The sequence below is a fragment of the Providencia sp. PROV141 genome (genome assembly GCF_028481645.1).
Lineage (GTDB): Bacteria > Pseudomonadota > Gammaproteobacteria > Enterobacterales > Enterobacteriaceae > Providencia > Providencia rettgeri.
In genome coordinates this window covers 1-20,784 of sequence record NZ_JAMPPR010000005.1, presented here as the reverse complement: position 1 = coordinate 20,784, position 20,784 = coordinate 1, and the positions used below count along the sequence as shown (strand labels likewise).

At 43.1% G+C, this 20,784-nt stretch carries 19 protein-coding genes and 2 tRNA genes; all 21 read left to right on the top strand.

Annotation, left to right across the window (positions count from 1 at the left end; translation table 11 throughout):
- Positions 1 to 641: 641 nt before the first annotated feature.
- A complete protein-coding gene (gene sdhC / locus PSF09_RS03735) occupies positions 642 to 1,031 on the top strand; it encodes a succinate dehydrogenase cytochrome b556 subunit (protein WP_004909059.1) in 390 nt (129 codons plus the stop codon).
- Positions 1,025 to 1,369, top strand: coding sequence for a succinate dehydrogenase membrane anchor subunit (sdhD, locus tag PSF09_RS03730; protein ID WP_004909064.1), 345 nt, complete (start codon positions 1,025 to 1,027; stop codon positions 1,367 to 1,369). Before sdhC ends, sdhD begins: the two co-directional genes overlap by 7 nt.
- Positions 1,370 to 3,136: a succinate dehydrogenase flavoprotein subunit gene (sdhA, locus tag PSF09_RS03725; protein WP_210837829.1), complete on the top strand. Its 1,767-nt coding sequence runs from the start codon at positions 1,370 to 1,372 to the stop codon at positions 3,134 to 3,136.
- Between the two features lie 35 nt (positions 3,137 to 3,171).
- Positions 3,172 to 3,888, top strand: coding sequence for a succinate dehydrogenase iron-sulfur subunit (locus PSF09_RS03720; RefSeq protein WP_004256824.1), 717 nt, complete (start codon positions 3,172 to 3,174; stop codon positions 3,886 to 3,888).
- A 496-nt stretch (positions 3,889 to 4,384) separates the two neighbouring features.
- The gene (gene sucA / locus PSF09_RS03715) at positions 4,385 to 7,198 is read left to right on the top strand and encodes a 2-oxoglutarate dehydrogenase E1 component (RefSeq protein WP_272683510.1); all 2,814 of its coding nucleotides are present in this window, start codon (positions 4,385 to 4,387) and stop codon (positions 7,196 to 7,198) included.
- 14 nt (positions 7,199 to 7,212) lie between these two features.
- Positions 7,213 to 8,424, top strand: a complete 1,212-nt coding sequence (gene odhB, locus PSF09_RS03710; RefSeq protein WP_004909074.1) for a 2-oxoglutarate dehydrogenase complex dihydrolipoyllysine-residue succinyltransferase — start codon at positions 7,213 to 7,215, stop codon at positions 8,422 to 8,424.
- Between the two features lie 132 nt (positions 8,425 to 8,556).
- A complete protein-coding gene (gene sucC, locus PSF09_RS03705; RefSeq protein ID WP_272683509.1) occupies positions 8,557 to 9,723 on the top strand; it encodes an ADP-forming succinate--CoA ligase subunit beta in 1,167 nt (388 codons plus the stop codon).
- Entirely contained in the window at positions 9,723 to 10,595 is an 873-nt protein-coding gene (gene sucD / locus PSF09_RS03700) for a succinate--CoA ligase subunit alpha (protein ID WP_004256808.1), read from the top strand. Before sucC ends, sucD begins: the two co-directional genes overlap by 1 nt.
- A gap of 842 nt (positions 10,596 to 11,437) precedes the next feature.
- Entirely contained in the window at positions 11,438 to 13,006 is a 1,569-nt protein-coding gene (gene cydA / locus PSF09_RS03695) for a cytochrome ubiquinol oxidase subunit I (protein ID WP_004256799.1), read from the top strand.
- Between the two features lie 14 nt (positions 13,007 to 13,020).
- Entirely contained in the window at positions 13,021 to 14,160 is a 1,140-nt protein-coding gene (gene cydB / locus PSF09_RS03690) for a cytochrome d ubiquinol oxidase subunit II (protein WP_123382153.1), read from the top strand.
- An 11-nt stretch (positions 14,161 to 14,171) separates the two neighbouring features.
- Positions 14,172 to 14,285, top strand: coding sequence for a cytochrome bd-I oxidase subunit CydX (cydX, locus tag PSF09_RS03685; RefSeq protein ID WP_004909083.1), 114 nt, complete (start codon positions 14,172 to 14,174; stop codon positions 14,283 to 14,285).
- Positions 14,286 to 14,290: 5 nt separating this feature from the next.
- Complete coding sequence (ybgE, locus tag PSF09_RS03680; protein WP_004256791.1) at positions 14,291 to 14,578, top strand: cyd operon protein YbgE; 288 nt, start codon at positions 14,291 to 14,293, stop codon at positions 14,576 to 14,578.
- A 134-nt stretch (positions 14,579 to 14,712) separates the two neighbouring features.
- Complete coding sequence (gene ybgC, locus PSF09_RS03675) at positions 14,713 to 15,108, top strand: tol-pal system-associated acyl-CoA thioesterase (RefSeq protein ID WP_004256789.1); 396 nt, start codon at positions 14,713 to 14,715, stop codon at positions 15,106 to 15,108.
- Positions 15,105 to 15,788: a Tol-Pal system protein TolQ gene (tolQ, locus tag PSF09_RS03670; protein WP_004256787.1), complete on the top strand. Its 684-nt coding sequence runs from the start codon at positions 15,105 to 15,107 to the stop codon at positions 15,786 to 15,788. The genes ybgC and tolQ overlap by 4 nt, the downstream gene beginning before the upstream one ends.
- Positions 15,789 to 15,805: 17 nt before the next feature.
- Entirely contained in the window at positions 15,806 to 16,228 is a 423-nt protein-coding gene (gene tolR, locus PSF09_RS03665) for a colicin uptake protein TolR (protein ID WP_102138335.1), read from the top strand.
- 51 nt (positions 16,229 to 16,279) lie between these two features.
- Positions 16,280 to 17,398, top strand: a complete 1,119-nt coding sequence (tolA, locus tag PSF09_RS03660) for a cell envelope integrity protein TolA (protein ID WP_198641779.1) — start codon at positions 16,280 to 16,282, stop codon at positions 17,396 to 17,398.
- Positions 17,399 to 17,544: 146 nt separating this feature from the next.
- Positions 17,545 to 18,837 (top strand): Tol-Pal system beta propeller repeat protein TolB, encoded by a 1,293-nt coding sequence (tolB, locus tag PSF09_RS03655; protein WP_004256782.1) that lies wholly within the window; start codon positions 17,545 to 17,547, stop codon positions 18,835 to 18,837.
- A 44-nt stretch (positions 18,838 to 18,881) separates the two neighbouring features.
- Positions 18,882 to 19,379 carry a peptidoglycan-associated lipoprotein Pal gene (pal, locus tag PSF09_RS03650; protein ID WP_004909091.1) on the top strand — a complete coding sequence of 166 codons (498 nt, stop codon included), beginning with the start codon at positions 18,882 to 18,884 and terminating at the stop codon, positions 19,377 to 19,379.
- A 22-nt stretch (positions 19,380 to 19,401) separates the two neighbouring features.
- Positions 19,402 to 20,193: a cell division protein CpoB gene (cpoB, locus tag PSF09_RS03645; RefSeq protein ID WP_272683508.1), complete on the top strand. Its 792-nt coding sequence runs from the start codon at positions 19,402 to 19,404 to the stop codon at positions 20,191 to 20,193.
- A 184-nt stretch (positions 20,194 to 20,377) separates the two neighbouring features.
- Positions 20,378 to 20,453 (top strand) — tRNA-Lys (locus tag PSF09_RS03640).
- A gap of 37 nt (positions 20,454 to 20,490) precedes the next feature.
- Positions 20,491 to 20,566, top strand: a tRNA-Lys gene (locus tag PSF09_RS03635).
- Positions 20,567 to 20,784 lie beyond the last annotated feature (218 nt).

Below are 20,784 nucleotides of genomic sequence, written 5' to 3'. Positions count from 1 at the left end.
ACCCAACAACCCAGAAGCTCAGCGTTATACTGTGTCTTCGTGCATTGTTCTACCGGTATGCTTTGGAAATCAGCTCGCTATCACATAAAACCTGAAATCTGAGACCGACGACAATGTAATTAGGTTGTTTATGAGTGTGTAGATGTTATGTTCTTTTTGTTGTTTTCCCTACAATATCATTATTTGTGGTAAGAGGAACAACTTTCATAACTTTTGTTATTAATACCCATCATAGTTCAAATTGAAGAGTATTTAACATTGCAACATTCACGTTTTTTCTTTTCCGATGAAGGGTAAACAGCACCGTTAAGATAATTCTGCCAGACCTATATGTAAGATAAATGTTGAATCATTGTCAAATAAGATAAGCACATTTATACAAAATGTTTAAATCGTGATCCTTCTCACTGTTCGGGCTAAATGTCTCCAAACATTTTGTGTGGGAATTGTAATGGCATTGTGAAGACTTTATACTAGCGGCAGGTCTCCGGATTACCCTGTAGTAGGAGTTCCCAGCGTGATCAGTATGCAACTTTATTTAAACATGATGGATTAGAGTTTGTGTTAAGTTGCATTTTGTACCCCTGTCGCTGTCTGATTTCCACCCCAGGTCCGGAGGATGGAAAATAATAAAGAGCTGTGTGGGCAAAATTGTGAAAAAACAAAGACCTGTCAACCTTGATTTGCAGACGATTCACTTCCCGATCACTGCAATATCTTCGATCTTGCACCGTGTCTCTGGCGTCATTACTCTCATCGCAGTTGGTATTCTGCTTTGGTTGTTAGGGACATCTCTCTCCTCTCCAGAAGGTTTTCAATACGCGTCTGAAATAATGACTGGCTTTTTTGCTAAGTTCATTCTTTGGGGCATCTTGACTGCTTTGGCTTACCACATCTGTGGTGGTATTCGTCATATGCTAATGGATTTCGGTTGTGTTGATGAAACGCTTGCTGCTGGTAACTCATCTGCAAAAATTACATTTGTCATTACCGTGATTTTAGCAATTCTGGCGGGGATTTTAGTATGGTAAGTAATGCTTCAGCTTTAGGCCGTACTGGTATCCAGGACTGGCTATTAATCCGTGGTTCTGCGATTGTTATCGCACTCTACGTGCTCTACATTGTTGGTTTTGTTGCTATTAACGACATTACCTATGAAGTCTGGCGTGGCTTTTTCGCCTCTTCTGTGACGAAAGTATTCACAATCCTCACCTTGTTCTCGATTCTTGTCCATGCGTGGATTGGCATGTGGCAAGTGCTGACTGACTACGTTAAACCTTTAGCAATTCGTTTAGTATTGCAGCTGGCTATCGTTGTAGGTCTGTTGGCTTATTTAATTTACGGAACAATTGTTGTGTGGGGTGCATAAATGAATCTGCCAATCAGAGAGTTTGACGCTATCGTTATCGGTGCGGGTGGCGCAGGTATGCGTGCCGCATTACAAATTTCACAGATGGGCCTATCTTGCGCGCTTCTGTCAAAAGTCTTCCCAACCCGTTCTCATACTGTATCAGCACAAGGCGGTATTACTGTTGCTTTAGGTAATACTCACCCTGATAACTGGGAATGGCACATGTACGATACCGTGAAAGGTTCCGACTACATCGGTGACCAAGATGCTATTGAATATATGTGTAAAACAGGGCCAGAAGCTATCCTCGAATTAGAGCATATGGGGTTGCCATTCTCTCGCCTTGATGACGGAAGTATTTATCAACGTCCATTTGGTGGCCAGTCTAAAAACTTCGGTGGTGAGCAAGCTGCACGTACTGCTGCTGCGGCAGACCGTACTGGCCACGCACTGTTGCATACGTTGTATCAGCAGAACTTAAAAAACCACACAACCATTTTTTCTGAATGGTATGCCCTTGATTTAGTTAAAAACCAAGATGGCGATGTTGTAGGTTGTACTGCGATTTGTATGGAAACAGGTGAACTGGTTTATTTCAAAGCGAAAGCCACTATTTTAGCAACAGGTGGTGCGGGTCGTATTTACCAATCAACCACTAACGCACACATCAATACGGGTGATGGTGTAGGGATGGCTGCTCGTGCAGGTGTTCCACTACAAGATATGGAAATGTGGCAATTCCACCCAACAGGTATCGCAGGTGCGGGTGTTCTCGTCACTGAAGGTTGCCGTGGTGAAGGCGGTTACTTGCTGAATAAAGATGGCGAGCGCTTTATGGAACGTTATGCGCCGAATGCGAAAGACCTTGCAGGTCGTGATGTTGTCGCGCGTTCTATCATGATTGAAATTCGTGAAGGTCGTGGTTGCGATGGTCCATGGGGCCCACATGCCAAACTGAAACTGGATCACTTAGGAAAAGAAGTTCTGGAATCACGTTTACCAGGTATTCTTGAATTATCTCGCACTTTTGCTCACGTTGATCCAATCAAAGAGCCAATTCCAGTTATTCCTACTTGTCACTACATGATGGGCGGTATTCCGACTAAAGTCACTGGTCAAGCTATTCGTTATAACGAAAAAGGCGAAGATGAAGTTATTCCGGGTCTGTTTGCTGTGGGTGAGATTGCCTGTGTATCTGTACACGGCGCTAACCGTTTAGGCGGTAACTCACTCCTCGACTTAGTCGTATTTGGTCGTTCAGCGGGTCTGCATTTGAAAGAGTCCATCATGGAACAAGGTTCAATGCGTGATGCCTCTGAATCTGATATCGATGCAGCGATGACTCGCTTTAACCGTTGGGAAGGGGCGCGTACTGGCGAAGACCCAACTGAAATCCGTAAGGCACTGCAAACCTGTATGCAGCACAACTTCTCGGTATTCCGTGAAGGTGATGCGATGGCGAAAGGTTTAGAAGAGCTGAAAGTGATTCGTGAACGCTTGCAAAATGCGCGTCTTGATGATACCTCGACTGAGTTTAATACTCAGCGTATCGAATGTTTAGAACTGGATAACCTGATGGAAACGGCTTATGCAACTGCACAAGCTGCAAACTTCCGTACAGAAAGTCGTGGTGCGCATAGCCGCTTTGACTACCCAGAGCGAGATGATGCGAATTGGTTATGTCACTCATTATATTTACCGCAATCTGAAACGATGACGCGTCGTGAAGTCAACATGCAGCCAAAACTGCGTGAAGCCTTCCCACCGAAAATTCGTACCTACTAATGCGTGGTGTTAATCCAGTTGCGGAGAAATAAACTATGAAATTACAATTTTCGATTTATCGCTACAATCCTGATGTGGACAACGCACCACGTATGCAAGATTACACGCTAGAAGTTCCTGAAGGGCGTGACATGATGTTGCTGGATGCGTTAATCCAAATCAAAGAGCAAGATCCAACATTATCCTTCCGTCGTTCTTGTCGTGAAGGGGTGTGCGGTTCTGATGGTCTGAACATGAACGGTAAAAACGGGTTGGCATGTATTACGCCATTATCTGCTTTAATCCGTGGTGGAAAGAAAATTGTCATTCGTCCATTGCCGGGTCTGCCTGTTGTGCGTGACCTGATTATCGACATGACACAATTCTATACCCAATACGAAAAAATTCGTCCATATCTTATTAATGATAACAAGAATCCACCGGCGCGTGAGAATTTACAAACTCCTGCACAACGTGAAAAACTCGATGGTTTATATGAGTGTATTTTGTGTGCATGTTGTTCGACTTCTTGCCCATCTTTCTGGTGGAATCCGGACAAGTTTATCGGGCCTGCAGGCTTGTTGGCAGCGTATCGCTTCTTAATTGATAGCCGTGATACTGAAACCGATTCACGATTAGATGATCTGAACGACGCTTTTAGTGTCTTCCGCTGTCATAGCATTATGAATTGTGTCAATGTATGCCCTAAAGGACTAAATCCAACGAAAGCTATCGGTCATATTAAATCTATGTTACTAAAACATAGCGCTTAATGATGAATATTTAACCCGCAGTGCTCAGGTGCTGTGGGTTAAAATGGAAATAGCACAAAATAAAAACATAAGTTAAAAGAAACGCGTAAAGTAAAAACAATGACATGATTTTAATGCGCGGAAGCTCACAAAAGCGCGAAAACGAAATACCAACAATGAGCATCAGAAAGTAACATTGTCACCCATAAAAAGTAGTATTTATTAAAACGTTGTCATTACAAAAGCGTAAAAAAGTGAAAGCAAAGAAAGTAACAGTAAAAAGTAGAAAAAATAGCCAACTGCAAAAGATGAAGACGACAGCCCAAGCATAGGGGCCTTTAAAAACCGCAGCCAGTTTTTAAAGGTTCCTTAAAAGGGAAACCCTTATTGATAAAGGGCCTCCCAAAGAGAGAACATGCATAAAGCACGTCCAAGAGAACCTTTATCGAGGTCGCTTAAATGCGGCGATTAGTTAACCACGGCGAAAACTAAAGCTTTAAAAGCTTAAGGGATCACAATGCAGAACGGCGTAATGAAGGACTGGCTGGATTCAAGCTTTCTGGCAGGCGCGAACCAGACTTATATAGAACAGCTCTATGAAGATTATCTGACTGACCCTAACTCTGTCGATGCCGAGTGGAAAGCAATTTTTGAGCAACTCCCTGGTGCAGCATTAGGCACTAGCGGTGAACAATTCCACTCCCAAGCGCGCGATTACTTCCGTCGCTTAGCAAAAGACTCTACACGTTATCACACCTCTGTTAGCGATCCAGCTATCGACGCAAAACAAGTTAAAGTTTTGCAATTAATCAATGCGTTCCGCTTCCGCGGGCACCAAAATGCGAATCTTGACCCGTTAGGTCTTTGGAAACGTGAATCTGTTCCAGATTTAGACCCAGCATTCCACAACCTGACGAAAGAAGACTTCAACGAAACCTTCAACGTGGGTTCATTTGCTATTGGCAAAGAAACCATGAAGCTTAGTGAGCTATATGAGCACTTGAAACGTATTTATTGCGGTTCTATTGGTGCTGAATATATGCATATCACGAATACAGAAGAAAAACGTTGGATCCAACAGCGTCTTGAGTCTGTTGACGTTTCTAAGGTTTTCTCTGCAGAAGATAAAAAACGCTTCTTAGCTGAATTAACGGCGGCTGAAGGGCTTGAGCGTTACATTGGGGCTAAATTCCCAGGCGCCAAGCGATTCTCATTGGAAGGTGGTGACTCACTGATCCCAATGCTGAAAGATTTAATCCACCACGCAGGCAAGCAAGATACCCGTGAAGTTGTTTTGGGTATGGCTCACCGTGGGCGTTTAAACGTTCTAGTGAATATCTTAGGTAAAAAACCTGGCGAACTGTTTGATGAATTCGCGGGCAAACATAAAGACCACTCTAGTGCGGGTGACGTTAAATATCACCAAGGTTTCTCTTCTGACTTTGAAACCGCAGGTTCTCGTGTTCACTTGGCATTAGCATTTAACCCATCTCACCTTGAGATTGTTAGCCCTGTGGTTATTGGTTCAGTACGTGCTCGTCGTGACCGTCTGGACGAAGGCCGCAGTAACATGGTTCTGCCAATTACTATTCACGGTGACTCCGCAGTCACAGGTCAAGGTGTTGTACAAGAAACACTGAACATGTCTCAAGCTCGTGGTTACGAAGTTGGCGGTACAATGCGTATCGTGATTAATAACCAAATTGGTTTTACCACTTCTAACCCGAAAGACACCCGTTCTACAGAATACTGTACTGATATCGTGAAGATGGTACAGGCACCAATTTTCCACGTGAATGCCGATGACCCTGAAGCGGTTTCTTTTGTGACACGTTTGGCACTGGATTTCCGTAACACGTTCAAACGCGACGTGATGATTGATTTAGTATGTTATCGCCGTCATGGTCATAACGAAGCGGATGAGCCAAGTGCAACTCAGCCAGTGATGTATCAAAAAATCAAGCAGCACCCAACACCACGTAAAATTTATGCAGACCGTTTAATTGCAGAAAATGTGTTAAGTGCCAATGATGTCACTGAAATGGTCAATCTGTATCGCGATGCGCTAGATGCAGGTAACTGTGTGGTTGAAGAGTACCGTGAAATGGGGCTGAACTCATACACATGGGCTCCATATTTAAACCATGAATGGGATGCATCATATAAATCAACCGTTGATATTAAACGCTTAACTGAACTGGCAACTAAAGTCAGTACGATTCCAGAAGGCGTGGTTGCACAATCTCGTGTTGAGAAAATCTATGCTGACCGTGCCGAAATGGCGAAAGGTGAAAAACTTCTCGACTGGGGTGCAGCTGAAACTTTAGCGTACGCAACATTGGTTGACGAAGGTATTCCTGTTCGTTTATCGGGTGAAGATGCGGGCCGTGGTACATTCTTCCATCGTCATGCAGTGGTCCACAATCAAACGAATGGTTCGGTTTATGTTCCACTGCAAAATATTCATAACGGCCAAGGTGTGTTTAATGTTTGGGACTCTGTTCTGACCGAAAATGCCGTATTAGCATTCGAATATGGTTATGCAACCACAGAACCTCGTGCATTGACTATCTGGGAAGCGCAATTTGGTGACTTCGCTAACTGTGCTCAAGTGGTTATCGACCAATTCATTAGCTCTGGTGAGCAAAAATGGGGTCGTATGTGCGGTCTGGTCATGTTACTGCCTCATGGTTATGAAGGTCAGGGTCCAGAGCACTCATCTGCACGTTTAGAGCGCTACTTGCAACTGTGTGCTGACCAAAACATGCAAGTGTGTGTGCCGTCAACACCTGCTCAGGTTTACCACATGTTACGTCGCCAAGCCCTACGTGGCATGCGCCGTCCTCTGATTGTGATGTCACCAAAATCTCTGCTACGTCACCCATTAGCGGTCTCTAGCATGGAAGAATTGGCAAATGGTACATTTGAGCCAGTTATCGGTGAAATCGATGAAATCAATCCGAAAAGTGTGAAACGCGTCGTTATGTGTTCAGGGAAAGTCTATTACGATCTGTTAGAACAACGTCGTAAAAATGAACAAACTGACGTTGCTATCGTGCGTATCGAACAGCTATATCCGTTCCCACACGAAGATATCCAAAAAGCGTTGGCGCAATTTACTGATGTAAAAGACTTTGTATGGTGTCAAGAAGAGCCATTAAACCAAGGTGCTTGGTATTGCAGTCAACATAACTTCCGTGAAGCTATCCCAGCAGGGGCAACTTTACGTTATGCAGGTCGAGCTGCTTCTTCATCTCCAGCAGTTGGCTATACGTCCGTACACCAGGAACAACAAAAAGCCCTGGTTAATGACGCTTTGAACATTGAATAATTAAAGGATAGAAAATGAGTAGCGTAGAAATTCTTGTTCCCGATCTTCCTGAGTCCGTTGCAGATGCTACGGTTGCCACATGGCATAAAAAACCAGGTGACAGTGTTCAGCGTGATGAAGTACTGGTTGAGATCGAAACAGATAAAGTCGTATTAGAAGTTCCTGCAAGCGAAGCGGGTGTATTAGAAGCTATCGTTGAAGATGAAGGTGCAACGGTATTATCTAAGCAATTACTGGGGCGCATTCGTTTAGGCGATAGCACTGGTATCCCAGCTGAAGTGAAAGAAGCACAAGAATCAACACCTGCACAACGTCAAACAGCAAGTCTAGAAACAGAAAGCAACGATGCGCTGACTCCAGCTATTCGTCGTCTAATTGCAGAGCACGATTTAAACCCTGCGGATATCAAAGGGACTGGTGTTGGTGGACGCTTAACTCGCGAAGATGTTGAAAAACATTTAGCGGCAAATAAATCTGCGGCACCTGCGGCGAAAGCACCAGAAGCGCCACAAGCGCCTTTAGCGCATCGTAGCGAAAAACGTGTTCCAATGACGCGTTTACGTAAACGTATCGCAGAGCGTCTGTTAGAAGCGAAAAACACTACTGCAATGTTGACGACGTTTAACGAAGTCAATATGCAACCAATCAAAGACTTACGTAAACAATATGGCGAAGTATTCGAAAAACGTCATGGTGTTCGTTTAGGCTTTATGTCTTTCTATGTGAAAGCTGCTGTTGAAGCACTGAAACGCTACCCAGAAGTGAATGCTTCTATCGATGGCGATGATGTGGTTTACCATAACTATTTCGATATTAGTATTGCAGTTTCAACACCACGTGGTCTGGTAACACCTGTTCTACGTGATGTCGATGCAATGAGCATGGCTGATATCGAGAAGAAAATTAAAGAACTGGCTGTCAAAGGTCGTGATGGTAAATTAACTGTTGAAGACTTAAGTGGCGGTAACTTCACTATCACTAACGGTGGCGTATTCGGTTCTCTGATGTCTACACCTATCATTAACCCACCACAGAGCGCGATTTTAGGCATGCATGCGATTAAAGACCGCCCTATGGCTGTAAATGGTAAGGTAGAGATTCTTCCTATGATGTATTTAGCACTGTCTTACGACCACCGTTTAATCGATGGTAGTGAGTCAGTTGGCTTCTTAGTCGCTATCAAAGATATGCTGGAAGATCCAACTCGTTTACTGCTGGACGTATAGCAACATAACAGGGCAGGGTACAACTTGTCCGGTCTGAAGTAACCGATGCAGCCCGTTCGCGGGTTGCTAAATCAGTAACAATTGCAGGAGGCGAATAAACGCCTCTTCAGACTCAATTATGGATAGAACATCATGAATTTACACGAGTACCAGGCAAAACAGTTGTTTGCACGTTATGGGATGCCTGCACCGACAGGTTATGCCTGTTCATCAGTCGCTGAAACCGTCGATGCTGCTAAAAAAATTGGTGACGGCCCATGGGTAATTAAATGCCAAGTTCACGCAGGTGGACGTGGTAAAGCTGGCGGCGTAAAAGTCACTAGTGATATCAATGAAGTGAAAGCATTTGCAGAACACTGGTTAGGTAAAAACTTAGTTACCTATCAAACTGATGCAAACGGCCAGCCTGTTAACCAAATTCTGGTTGAAACGGCAACTGATATTGCTAAAGAACTCTATTTAGGTGCGGTTGTAGACCGTAGCACTCGTCGCGTTGTATTCATGGCATCTACCGAAGGTGGCGTGGAAATCGAGAAAGTAGCAGAAGAGACTCCAGAGTTAATTCATAAAGCGATTATCGACCCACTGACTGGCCCAATGCCTTTCCAAGGCCGTGAATTAGCATTCAAATTAGGCTTAACCGGTAAACAAGTTAGCCAATTCGCGAAAATTTTCATTGGTCTGGCAACGTTATTCCTAGAACGCGATTTAGCATTAGCTGAAATCAATCCACTGGTTATTAGTACTGCGGGTGATTTAGTTTGTTTAGATGGTAAATTAGGTATCGATAGCAACGCGTTATATCGCCAACCAGAAATTCGTGAACTGCGTGATGAATCACAAGAAGATGCACGTGAAGCACAAGCCGCTCAGTGGGAACTGAACTACGTTGCGTTAGATGGCAATATCGGCTGTATGGTTAACGGTGCGGGCCTTGCAATGGGTACCATGGATATCGTTAAGCTGCACGGTGGTGCACCAGCTAACTTCTTAGATGTTGGCGGCGGCGCGACAAAAGAGCGTGTAACTGAAGCATTTAAAATCATTCTTTCTGATGAAAACGTGAAAGCAGTTTTTGTTAACATCTTTGGTGGTATCGTTCGCTGCGACCTGATTGCAGACGGCATCATTGGTGCAGTTGAAGAAGTTGGCGTAAATGTACCAGTAGTTGTGCGTTTAGAAGGTAACAATGCAGAGTTAGGTGCTAAAAAACTGGCAGACAGCGGCTTGAATATTATAGCTGCGAACAGCCTGACAGATGCAGCTAAGAAAGCAGTAGCAGCAGCGGAGGCTAAATAATGTCTATTTTAATCGATAAAAACACCAAAGTAATTTGCCAAGGTTTCACAGGTGGCCAAGGTACATTCCACTCAGAACAAGCGATTGCTTATGGCACGCAAATGGTGGGTGGTGTGACTCCAGGTAAAGGTGGCACTGTACACTTAGGTTTACCTGTATTTAACACCGTTCGTGAAGCTGTAGAAGCTACGGGTGCAACCGCTTCTGTTATCTATGTTCCAGCACCATTTTGTAAAGATTCTATCTTAGAAGCTATCGATGCTGGCATTAAACTGATTATCACCATCACTGAAGGTATCCCAACGTTGGATATGCTGACAGTGAAAGTGAAATTAGACGAAGCAGGCGTTCGTATGATTGGCCCTAACTGCCCTGGTGTTATCACTCCGGGTGAATGTAAGATTGGTATCCAACCTGGTCATATCCATATGCCGGGTAAAGTGGGTATCGTTTCACGTTCAGGTACGTTGACTTATGAAGCGGTTAAACAAACCACTGATGCAGGTTTAGGCCAATCAACGTGTGTTGGTATCGGTGGTGACCCAATCCCCGGTTCAAACTTTATTGATATCCTAAAATTATTCCAAGCGGATCCACAAACTGAAGCTATCGTCATGATCGGTGAAATCGGTGGTAACGCAGAGGAAGAAGCAGCGGCTTATATTAAAGAGCACGTCACTAAACCTGTTGTCGGTTACATCGCAGGTGTAACTGCACCAAAAGGCAAACGTATGGGCCACGCAGGTGCAATCATCGCAGGCGGTAAAGGAACTGCTGATGAGAAATTTGCTGCATTAGAAGCGGCTGGTGTGAAAACCGTTCGTAGTCTTGCAGACATCGGCGATGCAGTAAAATCACTGTTGAACAAATAAGTGATTCGCTAGGTAACTAGCAAGAGTAAGAGACGAAAGCCCGTGCTCATGTGAGCGCGGGTTTTTTTATGCCTTGTGAAAATGTTTCAAACAATTTTTGTATGGTTATGCGGTTTTCTGAAAAGTATGTCTATACTTAAAATTGCGAACTATAGGCTTATATGAAAGAAAATTGATAATGAAATGGCAATTGGCTGAACAAAAGAGGGGGGGATAGCATTTTATGCAAAAAATAGCGAAATTGCGGCATATCAATTTTATAATATTGACGGTAATTCAATTAAGCCAATATAACCGTTTAGTAGAGAAATATGCCTATATTAATAAAATTCATAATAAGTTTAAAATAAGATACTATTACAAATTAAATATTCTTTTTTCGAGGCTTTAATTCACAGATTATATTTTTTGTTAATCTTTGGAAAAATTAAGAACATTTATGTCATTATCAATAACAGCATTTTAACAAGTGAATAACTATTAATTGACTGGCAGGTATAGCAATTAACAACAGGAAAAAAATTGACGTAAATCAATTCATTGCCTCTGGCTTTATTTGTTTAAATTGCTTAAATTGGTGCTCGATCAAATACTCGGTTTTCTATTAAAGGGTATAATTATTGATGTAAATTCAGAATTCAAATCTGAGTCACGTAAAAGAAGTTTATTGTGTGTGAAGATAGGCGTACTATTATTATAGTAACGTTCGTTCTTTTAATTTTGTTAATTATTTGTTGTTTTGAGGCATTTTTTGCTGGTAGTTAAGAGGCTTTCTAAGTATTAAAAACTGGAAGCTGGGTTGCCGCAAGTCGGTGTCTTCCTGCTAGGAGCAAGGAGTCAAGATGTTTGATATTGTCGAACTGTCACGATTACAGTTTGCCTTAACTGCGATGTATCACTTCCTGTTCGTACCATTAACGCTAGGTATGGCGTTTTTGCTTGCGATCATGGAAACGGTATATGTACTGTCAGGCAAGCAAATTTATAAAGATATGACTAAGTTCTGGGGTAAGTTATTCGGTATTAACTTTGCTCTGGGTGTTGCAACGGGTTTGACCATGGAGTTCCAATTCGGTACTAACTGGTCTTACTACGCTCACTACGTTGGAGATATCTTCGGTGCACCTCTTGCAATCGAAGGTTTGATGGCGTTCTTCTTAGAATCTACCTTTGTTGGTTTATTCTTCTTTGGTTGGGATCGTTTAAGCAAAAAACAACACCTTGCTGTAACATGGTTAGTTGCTTTAGGTTCTAACTTCTCTGCTCTGTGGATTTTGGTTGCGAACGGCTGGATGCAAAACCCAATCGCTGCTGATTTCAACTTTGAAACTATGCGTATGGAAATGGTTAGCTTCTCTGAGCTAGTCTTGAACCCAGTTGCACAAGTTAAGTTCGTCCACACAGTTGCTGCGGGTTATTGTACCGGTGCAATGTTTATCTTAGGTATTAGCTCTTACTACCTGCTTAAAGGTCGTGATGTTGCTTTTGCTAAGCGTTCTTTTGCAATTGCAGCAAGTTTTGGTATTGCAGCGGTTCTATCTGTTATCGTTCTTGGTGATGAATCAGGTTACGAAATGGGTGACGTGCAAAAAACGAAACTTGCAGCGGTTGAAGCTGAGTGGGAAACTCATGCTCCTCCTGCCGCGTTTAACTTAATCGCTTGGCCAGATACCGAGAAACAAGAAAATAAATTTGCGATCTCGATTCCTTGGGCGATGGGTATTATTGCAACCCGCTCGGTTGACACTCCTGTTTTAGGCCTGAAAGACCTAATGAAACAACATGAAGTTCGCATTCGTAACGGTATGATTGCGTACGGTCAGTTACAAGAACTTCTTGCTGGTAACAAAGATCCTGAATTGCGTGCAGCATTTGAAGCAAGCAAAAAAGATCTTGGGTATGGTCTTCTGTTAAAACAATATGCACCAAATGTTGTTGATGCAACTGAAGCTCAAATCCAAAAAGCAGTGAAAGATAGTATTCCTAACGTTGGGCCTCTGTTCTGGGCATTCCGTATCATGGTTGGTGTTGGCTTCCTGTTACTGTTAATTATTGGCTGGGCATTCCTGTCAGTAGTTCGTAACCGTATTGGTCAAAATAAACTGTTGCTGCGTATTGCACTACTCGGCATTCCACTACCATGGATTGCAATTGAGTCAGGTTGGTTCGTTGCAGAGTATGGTCGCCAGCCATGGGCAATTGGTGAAGTGTTACCTGTTTCGGTTGCACACTCCAACTTGACGACTCATGACCTGATCTTCTCTATGGTATTGATCTGTGGTCTGTACACACTGTTCTTAATTGCTGAAATGTTCTTAATGTTCAAATTCGCTCGTAAAGGGCCAAGTAGCCTGAAAACCGGTCGTTATCACTTTGAACAGAAAAACACTTCTGCACACGACGTTCAGTAAATAGGAGTCCACTTATGTTTGATTATGAAGTTCTTCGATTTGTGTGGTGGATCCTTATCGGTGTATTACTGATTGGGTTTGCTGTCACAGATGGCTTTGACATGGGCGTTGGCTTCTTATTACCTATTTTAGGTAAAACAGATACTGAACGCCGTATCATGATTAATGCTGTTGCACCGCACTGGGATGGTAACCAAGTTTGGTTAATCACTGCGGGTGGTGCAATGTTTGCTGCATGGCCACAAGTTTATGCTGCGGCATTCTCTGGTTTCTATGTCGCTATGATTTTGGTATTAGCTGCATTGTTCTTCCGTCCGGTTGGTTTCGACTACCGTTCAAAACTGGAGAACCCAAAATGGCGTAACATGTGGGACTGGGGTCTGTTTATCGGTGGTTTCGTTCCGCCATTAGTAATCGGTGTTGCGTTTGGTAACCTGTTGTTGGGTGTTCCACTGCAAATCGATAACCAGCAGTACCTGACGTATACTGGTAACCTGTTTGGTCTACTGAACCCATATGGTCTGTTAGCGGGTGTTGTCAGCTTAATGATGATTGTGACGCAAGGTGCAACTTATTTGCAAATGCGTACCACTGGTGAACTGTACTTACGTGTTCGTAAAGCAACTTATATCTGTGCATTAGTCACTTTAGTTGCTTTCGCAGGCGCAGGTGTTTGGTTAGTGATGGGTATTGATGGTTATGTTGTTACTTCAACTATCGATACATTGAGCGTATCTAACCCACTAAACAAAACTGTTGCCGTTGAATCTGGTGCTTGGTTAACTAACTTCAATACTTACCCAATCCTGTGGGCGTTGCCTGCTCTGGGTGTAGCACTGCCGTTAGTGACAATGCTGTTTAGTAAAGCAGACAAAAATGGTTTGGCGTTTGTGAGTTCTTCATTAACCATCGCTTGTATCATTTTAACCTGTGGTGTAGCAATGTTCCCATTCATCATGCCTTCAAGCATCATGCCAAACGCAAGTTTGACCATGTGGGATGCAACATCTAGCTTGTTCACACTGCAAGTAATGACTGTGGTTGCTATTATCTTTGTACCAATCGTACTGGCATACACCGCATGGTGTTACTACAAAATGTTCGGTCGTTTGGACAAAAACTTCATCGAAGGCAACAAGCATTCACTGTATTAAGGAGCATAACTATGTGGTATTTCGCCTGGATCCTCGGCACGCTGTTAGCTTGTAGTTTTGCAGTGATCGCAGCATTAGCGTTAGAGCACTCTGAAGACTCTAAAGCCGCTAAAGATGGTGAGTAATAAAAATGCTGGTGGATAAAACCTATCAGCTATTGGATAAGGGGCCGATAAGGGCCCTTATCCTTATTTTAGCTTTAGTTACTGCAGGTGCAGTCATGTGGGATCCAACCCTATTTGCTGCAAAAACTAGTTCATTTCAAATATGGCAAGGGCTGCTGTTAATATGGGCAACGTGTACCGCGATGATTTTTGGTGTGGGTTTTAAACCTAAAAAAGTTATCTTTCGTGCAATTTTTCATCCATTGCCTGCTGCCATCATTCTTATTTGGGGACTTTTTCAGGTCTTTAGATAATTCTAATTGCTAATTATGGGTCAATGGACCCATAATTATTTTTGATATCTTTACTTTCAAAGTGATTCCAAACTGGCACTGTCTTGCGTATAGTGGCACCGTTAATTAATTTAACCTAAGACGGAGTGATTGTTATGTTATTTCGCTGGCCTGTTCGCGTGTATTATGAAGATACAGATGCGGGCGGTGTTGTTTATCATGCACGCTATTTAGCCTTTTTTGAGCGAGCAAGAACCGAAATGTTGCGAAATAAAGGTATCAATCAACAAAGTATGCTTGCTGAGAACCTTGGTTTCGTTGTGCGAAGCATGACAATTGATTTTGTCAAAGGGGCGAAGCTGGATGACCTGCTGGAAGTTGAAACACAAATTATTGAAATGAAACGTGCTTCATTAACTTTTCAGCAAAGGTTAGTTGATTCGCAAGGTAACCTGCTTTGTGGGGCAAATGCCCTTATTGCTTGTGTGGACACATCAAAAATGAAGCCAATTGCGCTTCCTAAGTCTATTGTCGCGGAGTTTAAACAGTGACTGACATGAATATCCTGGATTTATTCCTTAAAGCGAGCCTTTTGGTTCAGCTCATTATGTTCGTTTTGATCGGTTTTTCTATCGCATCATGGGCGATCATTATTCAAAGAACGAAAATTTTAAATGCGGCAACTCGTGAGGCTGAAGCATTTGAAGATAAGTTCTGGTCAGGTATTGAGCTATCGCGCTTATATAAAGAAAGCCAAGCTCGCCGTGATGAATTGAGTGGTGCCGAACAAATTTTCCATTCTGGTTTTAAAGAGTTCGTTCGTTTACACCAAGCGAATATTCATGCGCCAGATGCAGTAGTGACGGGAGCTTCCCGTGCAATGCGCATTTCAATGAATCGTGAACTCGAATCAGTTGAAGCACATATCCCATTTTTAGGAACTGTTGGTTCAATTAGCCCATATATTGGTTTATTTGGTACTGTTTGGGGGATTATGCATGCGTTTATTGCCTTGGGAGCAGTAAAACAAGCAACATTACAAATGGTAGCACCGGGTATTGCTGAAGCGCTGATTGCAACCGCAATTGGTTTGTTTGCAGCGATCCCTGCAGTTATGGCATTTAACCGTTTGAACTTACGTGTCAGCAAATTAGAGCAAAACTACGATAACTTTATGGAAGAGTTTTTAGCCATCTTGCATCGTCAAGCCTTCTCTGCTGATAAGAAATAAGACGGGGAGATAAGCGAATGGCGCGCACAAGTCGCAGACGTGAGCTGAAATCCGAAATCAACATTGTTCCATTACTGGACGTATTGTTGGTACTGTTGCTGATATTTATGGCAACAGCACCGATTATTTCTCAAAGTGTGGAAGTTGAATTGCCGGATGCAACAGATACACAAACCGTATCATCAAGTGATAACCCACCGATTATTTTAGAAGTGTCGGGGGTAGGCCAATATAACATGCGCCTTGATGGTGAGGTTTTAGAATTGCTGCCACCAGAGCAAATTGCTGCAGAGGCAAAATCTCAACTAGAGAAAAATCCAAAAGCAGTTTTCTTGATTGGTGGTGCAAAAGAAGTCCCTTATGAAGAAGTGATTAAGGCGCTGAATATATTACACAGCGCAGGGATAAAATCGGTTGGCTTGATGACTCAGCCTATATAGGCTGGGTTATTGTCGTTTGAATAAGTCACAATTCTTTTTTTGGATACCAGAGTGGGAAAGACAAAAGAGAAAAAAGATAACTTAAATCGCTCGTTAGTGATGTCAATCGTATTGCACGTCCTATTGATTGGTTTGATTGTTATAGGCTCTTTAGTTTCCGTCGTCAAACTTGGTGGTGGCGGGGAAGAGGGAACTGTCATCGATGCGGTGATGGTTGACCCTGGCGTGGTTGTTGAGCAGTATGAAGAAATGCAAAGACAGCAAAATAACGTCAGACAAGCGGCAAAAGAGCGCAAAGAGCAAGAACAAAAGCAAGAGGCTGAGCTTAGAGAACAGCAAGAAAAGGAACAAAAGCGTCTTCAGCAGCTTGAAGAAGAGCGTATTAAAACTGAACGCGATACAGCTGAGCAACAAAAGCAAGCTGAGGAACAACAGAAAAAAGCATTAGACGCTGCTAAAAAAGCGAAGGAAGAGCAAAAAATAGCGGAAGAAGCTGCTGCAAAAGCGAAAGCTGAAAAAGAAAAGCTAATTAAAGAGCAAGCGGCTGAGAAGGCGAAGGCCGAGGCACAAGCGCAGAAAGAAGCGGAAGCGGCGAAAGCCAAAGCGGAAAAAGAAGCTAAAGAAAAAGCAGAAAAAGAAGCCAAGGAAAAAGCCGATAAAGAAGCTAAGGTAAAAGCCGAAAAAGAAGCGAAAGCTAAAGCGGATAAAGAAGCTAAAGAGAAAGCCGATAAAGAAGCGAAAGCAAAAGCGGCGAAAGCCAAAGCTGAAGCGGCTAAAAATGCGGCTTCCGTGGATGATTTGCTTGGTGATTTAACGGCATCAGGCCCAAGCAAACAAGGTGGTGAAGCCGCAGCTGGAAAAGGTGGTGGTAAAAAATCGGGCGCTTCCAATGCGGATGTGGACAGCTATGCTGGTAAAGTCAAAGCGGCTATCCAAAGTAAATTTTATGATTCAGATACTTTCCGTGGGCGTACTTGTGAACTTCAATTAAAGCTGGCGCCTGATGGGTTATTGGTGAGTATTACACCAAAAAATAGCCCAGCTAATGACGCGGCACTCTGTGATGCAGCAATCCGAGCAGCAAAACTTGCAACGATGCCTAAACCACCGAGCAGAGAAGTCTATGATACGTTTAATAAAGCGGGTAGCACAGTTGTGTTTAAGCCTTGATTTTCAATAACTCAGAGCAGTCTGTATTGATATTATTAAGGCAATAGCATAAATAGTTTGTGTGGTATCTAGTTTTGTTATTATACCTTTGTTAAAATTCAGCGAATTATTGCGGTAGTAAATAATCCGCAGTAAGGGAGATAAGAATGAAGCAGGCTTTTAAAGTAGTTTTAGGGTTCCTAATGCTATGGGCGACAGTGGCTCAGGCTGAAATACGTATTGAGATCACTGAAGGGGTTAATTCAGCTCAACCTATTGGTGTTGTGCCGTTTAAATGGTCAGGTGCTGGTGCACCACCACAAGAGGTCGGCCAAATAGTCGGCGCTGATTTACGCAATAGCGGGAAATTTAATCCTATCGAGCCAAGCCGCATGCCTCAGCAACCTGGTACAGCTTCTGAAGTGATTCCTGAAGCGTGGACAGCGTTAGGTATTAACGCCGTGGTTGTGGGTCAGGTGCAGCCTGCTGCTGATGGTAGTTTTGTTGTTAGCTATCAGTTAGTTGATGTCGCGGCTAACCCAGGTGCTGTTTTATCTCAAAACCAATATAAAGTAACCAAAGAATGGTTACGTTATGCAGCGCATACTGCAAGTGACGAAGTCTTTGAAAAATTGACGGGTATTCGTGGCGCATTCCGTACGCGTATTGCTTATATTGTTGTTAACAAAGGCGGTCAGTATCCATATGAATTACGAGTTTCTGATTATGACGGTTTTAACCAATTTACGGTTCACCGTTCACCAGAACCTCTGATGTCGCCAGCTTGGTCACCAGATGGTGAAAAACTGGCATACGTGACTTTTGAAAGCGGTAGTTCAGCACTTGTCATTCAAACGTTATCAACAGGAGCAGTTCGTCAGGTCGCATCTTTCCCACGTCATAATGGGGCACCTGCATTCTCTCCAGATGGCACAAAATTGGCATTTGCACTGTCTAAAACTGGCAGCCTGAATTTATATGTTATGGACTTAGCGAGTGGGCAAATTCGCCAGGTGACCGATGGTCGTAGTAACAATACGGAACCAAGCTGGATGCCTGATAGCCAAACTTTAGTCTATACTTCAGATCAGGCGGGACGTCCGCAGATTTATAAAATGAATATTAATGGTGGCAGCCCTGAACGTGTGTCTTGGGAAGGAACACAAAATCAGGACGCTGATGTTAGCCCGGATGGTACTTTCTTAGTGATGGTCAGCTCCGGCGGCGGTCAGCAACATGTCGCCAAACAAGATCTGGCAACGAACAACGTTGAGTTTTTAACGAAAACGTTCCTAGATGAAACGCCGAGTATCGCACCTAACGGCACTATGGTAATTTATAGCTCCTCTCAAGGCTTGGGGACTATATTGCAGCTAGTTTCGACCGACGGGCGTTTCAAAGCGCGTCTTCCGGCTACCGATGGACAGGTTAAATTCCCTGCCTGGTCGCCGTATCTGTGATGCATAATAATAATGTGTGGCAAAAAATATTAAGGATCAAAACGATGCAACTGAATAAAGTGCTTAAAGGGCTGATGATCGCGTTACCAATCATGGCAGTCGCAGCTTGTAGCTCTAACAAAAACAATGACCAAGATGGCGTAGATACTTCTACTAACCAAACTAACACTGGTCTGTCTGCGGAAGAGCTGGCACGTCAGCAAATGGAACAGCTGCAACAAAACAACACTGTTTACTTTGGCTTTGACAAATACAACGTATCTCCAGAATACGCTGAAATGTTAGATGCACACGCAGCATTCCTGCGTAGCAACCCATCTGTACGTGTTGTTGTTGAAGGTCATGCGGATGAGCGTGGTACTCCAGAATACAACATCGCGCTGGGCGAGCGTCGTGCTAATGCAGTTAAAATGTACCTGCAAAGCAAAGGTGTTTCTGGTGACCAAGTTTCACTGGTTTCTTACGGTAAAGAAAAACCAGCTGTGTTAGGTCACACTGAAGCAGACTACGCGAAAAACCGTCGTGCAGTCATTGCATACTAATAGATAAGCGAAATTATCTATTATGAACAGTAACTTCAGACACTTACTAGTCGGTCTGTCGTTATTGGTTGGCGTAGCGGCCCCTTGGGCCGCTATTGCCCAAGCGCCAATCAACAATGTCGGATCTGGTTCAACAACAGACCGCCTTACTCAACTTGAGACAGCAGTTAGCTCTCAAGGTCAAATCATGTATCAAATCCAACAACAACTCGCTGACAACCAACGCGACATCGACATGTTACGTGGTCAGATTCAAGAAAGTGAATACAAATTGAATCAAGTTATTGAGCGCCAGAAAGATTTATACATGCAATTAGACAATGCAGGCGGTGGAAACTCAGCAACTTCAGGTGATACAACAACACCTGACTCTAGTGCATCAAACACATCATCTTCCTCAGCGGCACCTACGGCAGCTGCTAATACAGGTGGAAATGAGAAAGATGATTACAATGCTGCAGTTAAATTAGCGATGGAAAGCAAATCCAAAGCTCAAATTGATCAGGCAATAGGGGTATTACAAGGCTTTGTTAAAGCCTACCCTAAGTCTGGGTATCAATCTAACGCCAATTATTGGTTAGGGCAGTTAAACTACAATAAAGGTAGCAAAGACGATGCTGCTTTTTATTTCGCGACTGTAGTTAAGCAATATCCTAAATCCCAAAAAAGCAGCGAAGCCTTATATAAAGTTGGGCTGATCATGCAAGATAAGGGACAAAAAGATAAAGCAAAAGCTGTTTACCAACAGGTGCTGAAACAATATCCAAACAGTGCTGGTTCAAAATTAGCCGAAAAAAAGCTGAGTACACTTTAATTTATAACCCCGAAGCCATATTACCGAATATTTCGGGGTTATCAGTATGATAAGTGTGCATTTAATCTTTTTTTGCAAAAAAATCATTGCACCCTCGTCAGAAATCAGTAATATAAGCCGCCGTTGATACGAGAATACGGTTAGCCAAAAATCTCGAAAGACAAAAAGAAATTTAGTTTTAGATGGGTCGTTAGCTCAGTTGGTAGAGCAGTTGACTTTTAATCAATTGGTCGCAGGTTCGAATCCTGCACGACCCACCATCTAAAACCGATAGTAGCAAAAAGAAGTAACCCAGATGGGTCGTTAGCTCAGTTGGTAGAGCAGTTGACTTTTAATCAATTGGTCGCAGGTTCGAATCCTGCACGACCCACCATCTAAAACCGATAGTAGCAAAAAGAAGTAATCCAGATAGGTCGTTAGCTCAGTCGGTAGAATATTTGAGTTTTACAAGATGGTTGCAGGTTCGGCCCGTAAGGGTAAGTTCGAAGAATTTAAATCCTGCACAAGCAAGTAATTAAGTAATCCCAAAGATGGGTCGTTAGCTCAGTCGGTAGAGCAGTTGACTTTTAATCAATTGGTCGCAGGTTCGAA

Excerpts from the sequence above, each read along its gene's own strand:
- sdhA (WP_210837829.1), top strand. The coding sequence starts at position 1,370 with ATGAATCTGCCAATCAGAGAGTTTGACGCTATCGTTATCGGTGCGGGT.
- pal (WP_004909091.1), top strand. The coding sequence starts at position 18,882 with ATGCAACTGAATAAAGTGCTTAAAGGGCTGATGATCGCGTTACCAATC.
- cydX (WP_004909083.1), top strand. The coding sequence starts at position 14,172 with ATGTGGTATTTCGCCTGGATCCTCGGCACGCTGTTAGCTTGTAGTTTT.
- odhB (WP_004909074.1), top strand. The coding sequence starts at position 7,213 with ATGAGTAGCGTAGAAATTCTTGTTCCCGATCTTCCTGAGTCCGTTGCA.
- cydB (WP_123382153.1), top strand. The coding sequence starts at position 13,021 with ATGTTTGATTATGAAGTTCTTCGATTTGTGTGGTGGATCCTTATCGGT.
- sucC (WP_272683509.1), top strand. The coding sequence starts at position 8,557 with ATGAATTTACACGAGTACCAGGCAAAACAGTTGTTTGCACGTTATGGG.
- ybgE (WP_004256791.1), top strand. The coding sequence starts at position 14,291 with ATGCTGGTGGATAAAACCTATCAGCTATTGGATAAGGGGCCGATAAGG.
- tolR (WP_102138335.1), top strand. The coding sequence starts at position 15,806 with ATGGCGCGCACAAGTCGCAGACGTGAGCTGAAATCCGAAATCAACATT.
- cydA (WP_004256799.1), top strand. The coding sequence starts at position 11,438 with ATGTTTGATATTGTCGAACTGTCACGATTACAGTTTGCCTTAACTGCG.
- PSF09_RS03720 (WP_004256824.1), top strand. The coding sequence starts at position 3,172 with ATGAAATTACAATTTTCGATTTATCGCTACAATCCTGATGTGGACAAC.
- cpoB (WP_272683508.1), top strand. The coding sequence starts at position 19,402 with ATGAACAGTAACTTCAGACACTTACTAGTCGGTCTGTCGTTATTGGTT.
- sucA (WP_272683510.1), top strand. The coding sequence starts at position 4,385 with ATGCAGAACGGCGTAATGAAGGACTGGCTGGATTCAAGCTTTCTGGCA.
- sdhD (WP_004909064.1), top strand. The coding sequence starts at position 1,025 with ATGGTAAGTAATGCTTCAGCTTTAGGCCGTACTGGTATCCAGGACTGG.
- ybgC (WP_004256789.1), top strand. The coding sequence starts at position 14,713 with ATGTTATTTCGCTGGCCTGTTCGCGTGTATTATGAAGATACAGATGCG.
- sucD (WP_004256808.1), top strand. The coding sequence starts at position 9,723 with ATGTCTATTTTAATCGATAAAAACACCAAAGTAATTTGCCAAGGTTTC.
- tolB (WP_004256782.1), top strand. The coding sequence starts at position 17,545 with ATGAAGCAGGCTTTTAAAGTAGTTTTAGGGTTCCTAATGCTATGGGCG.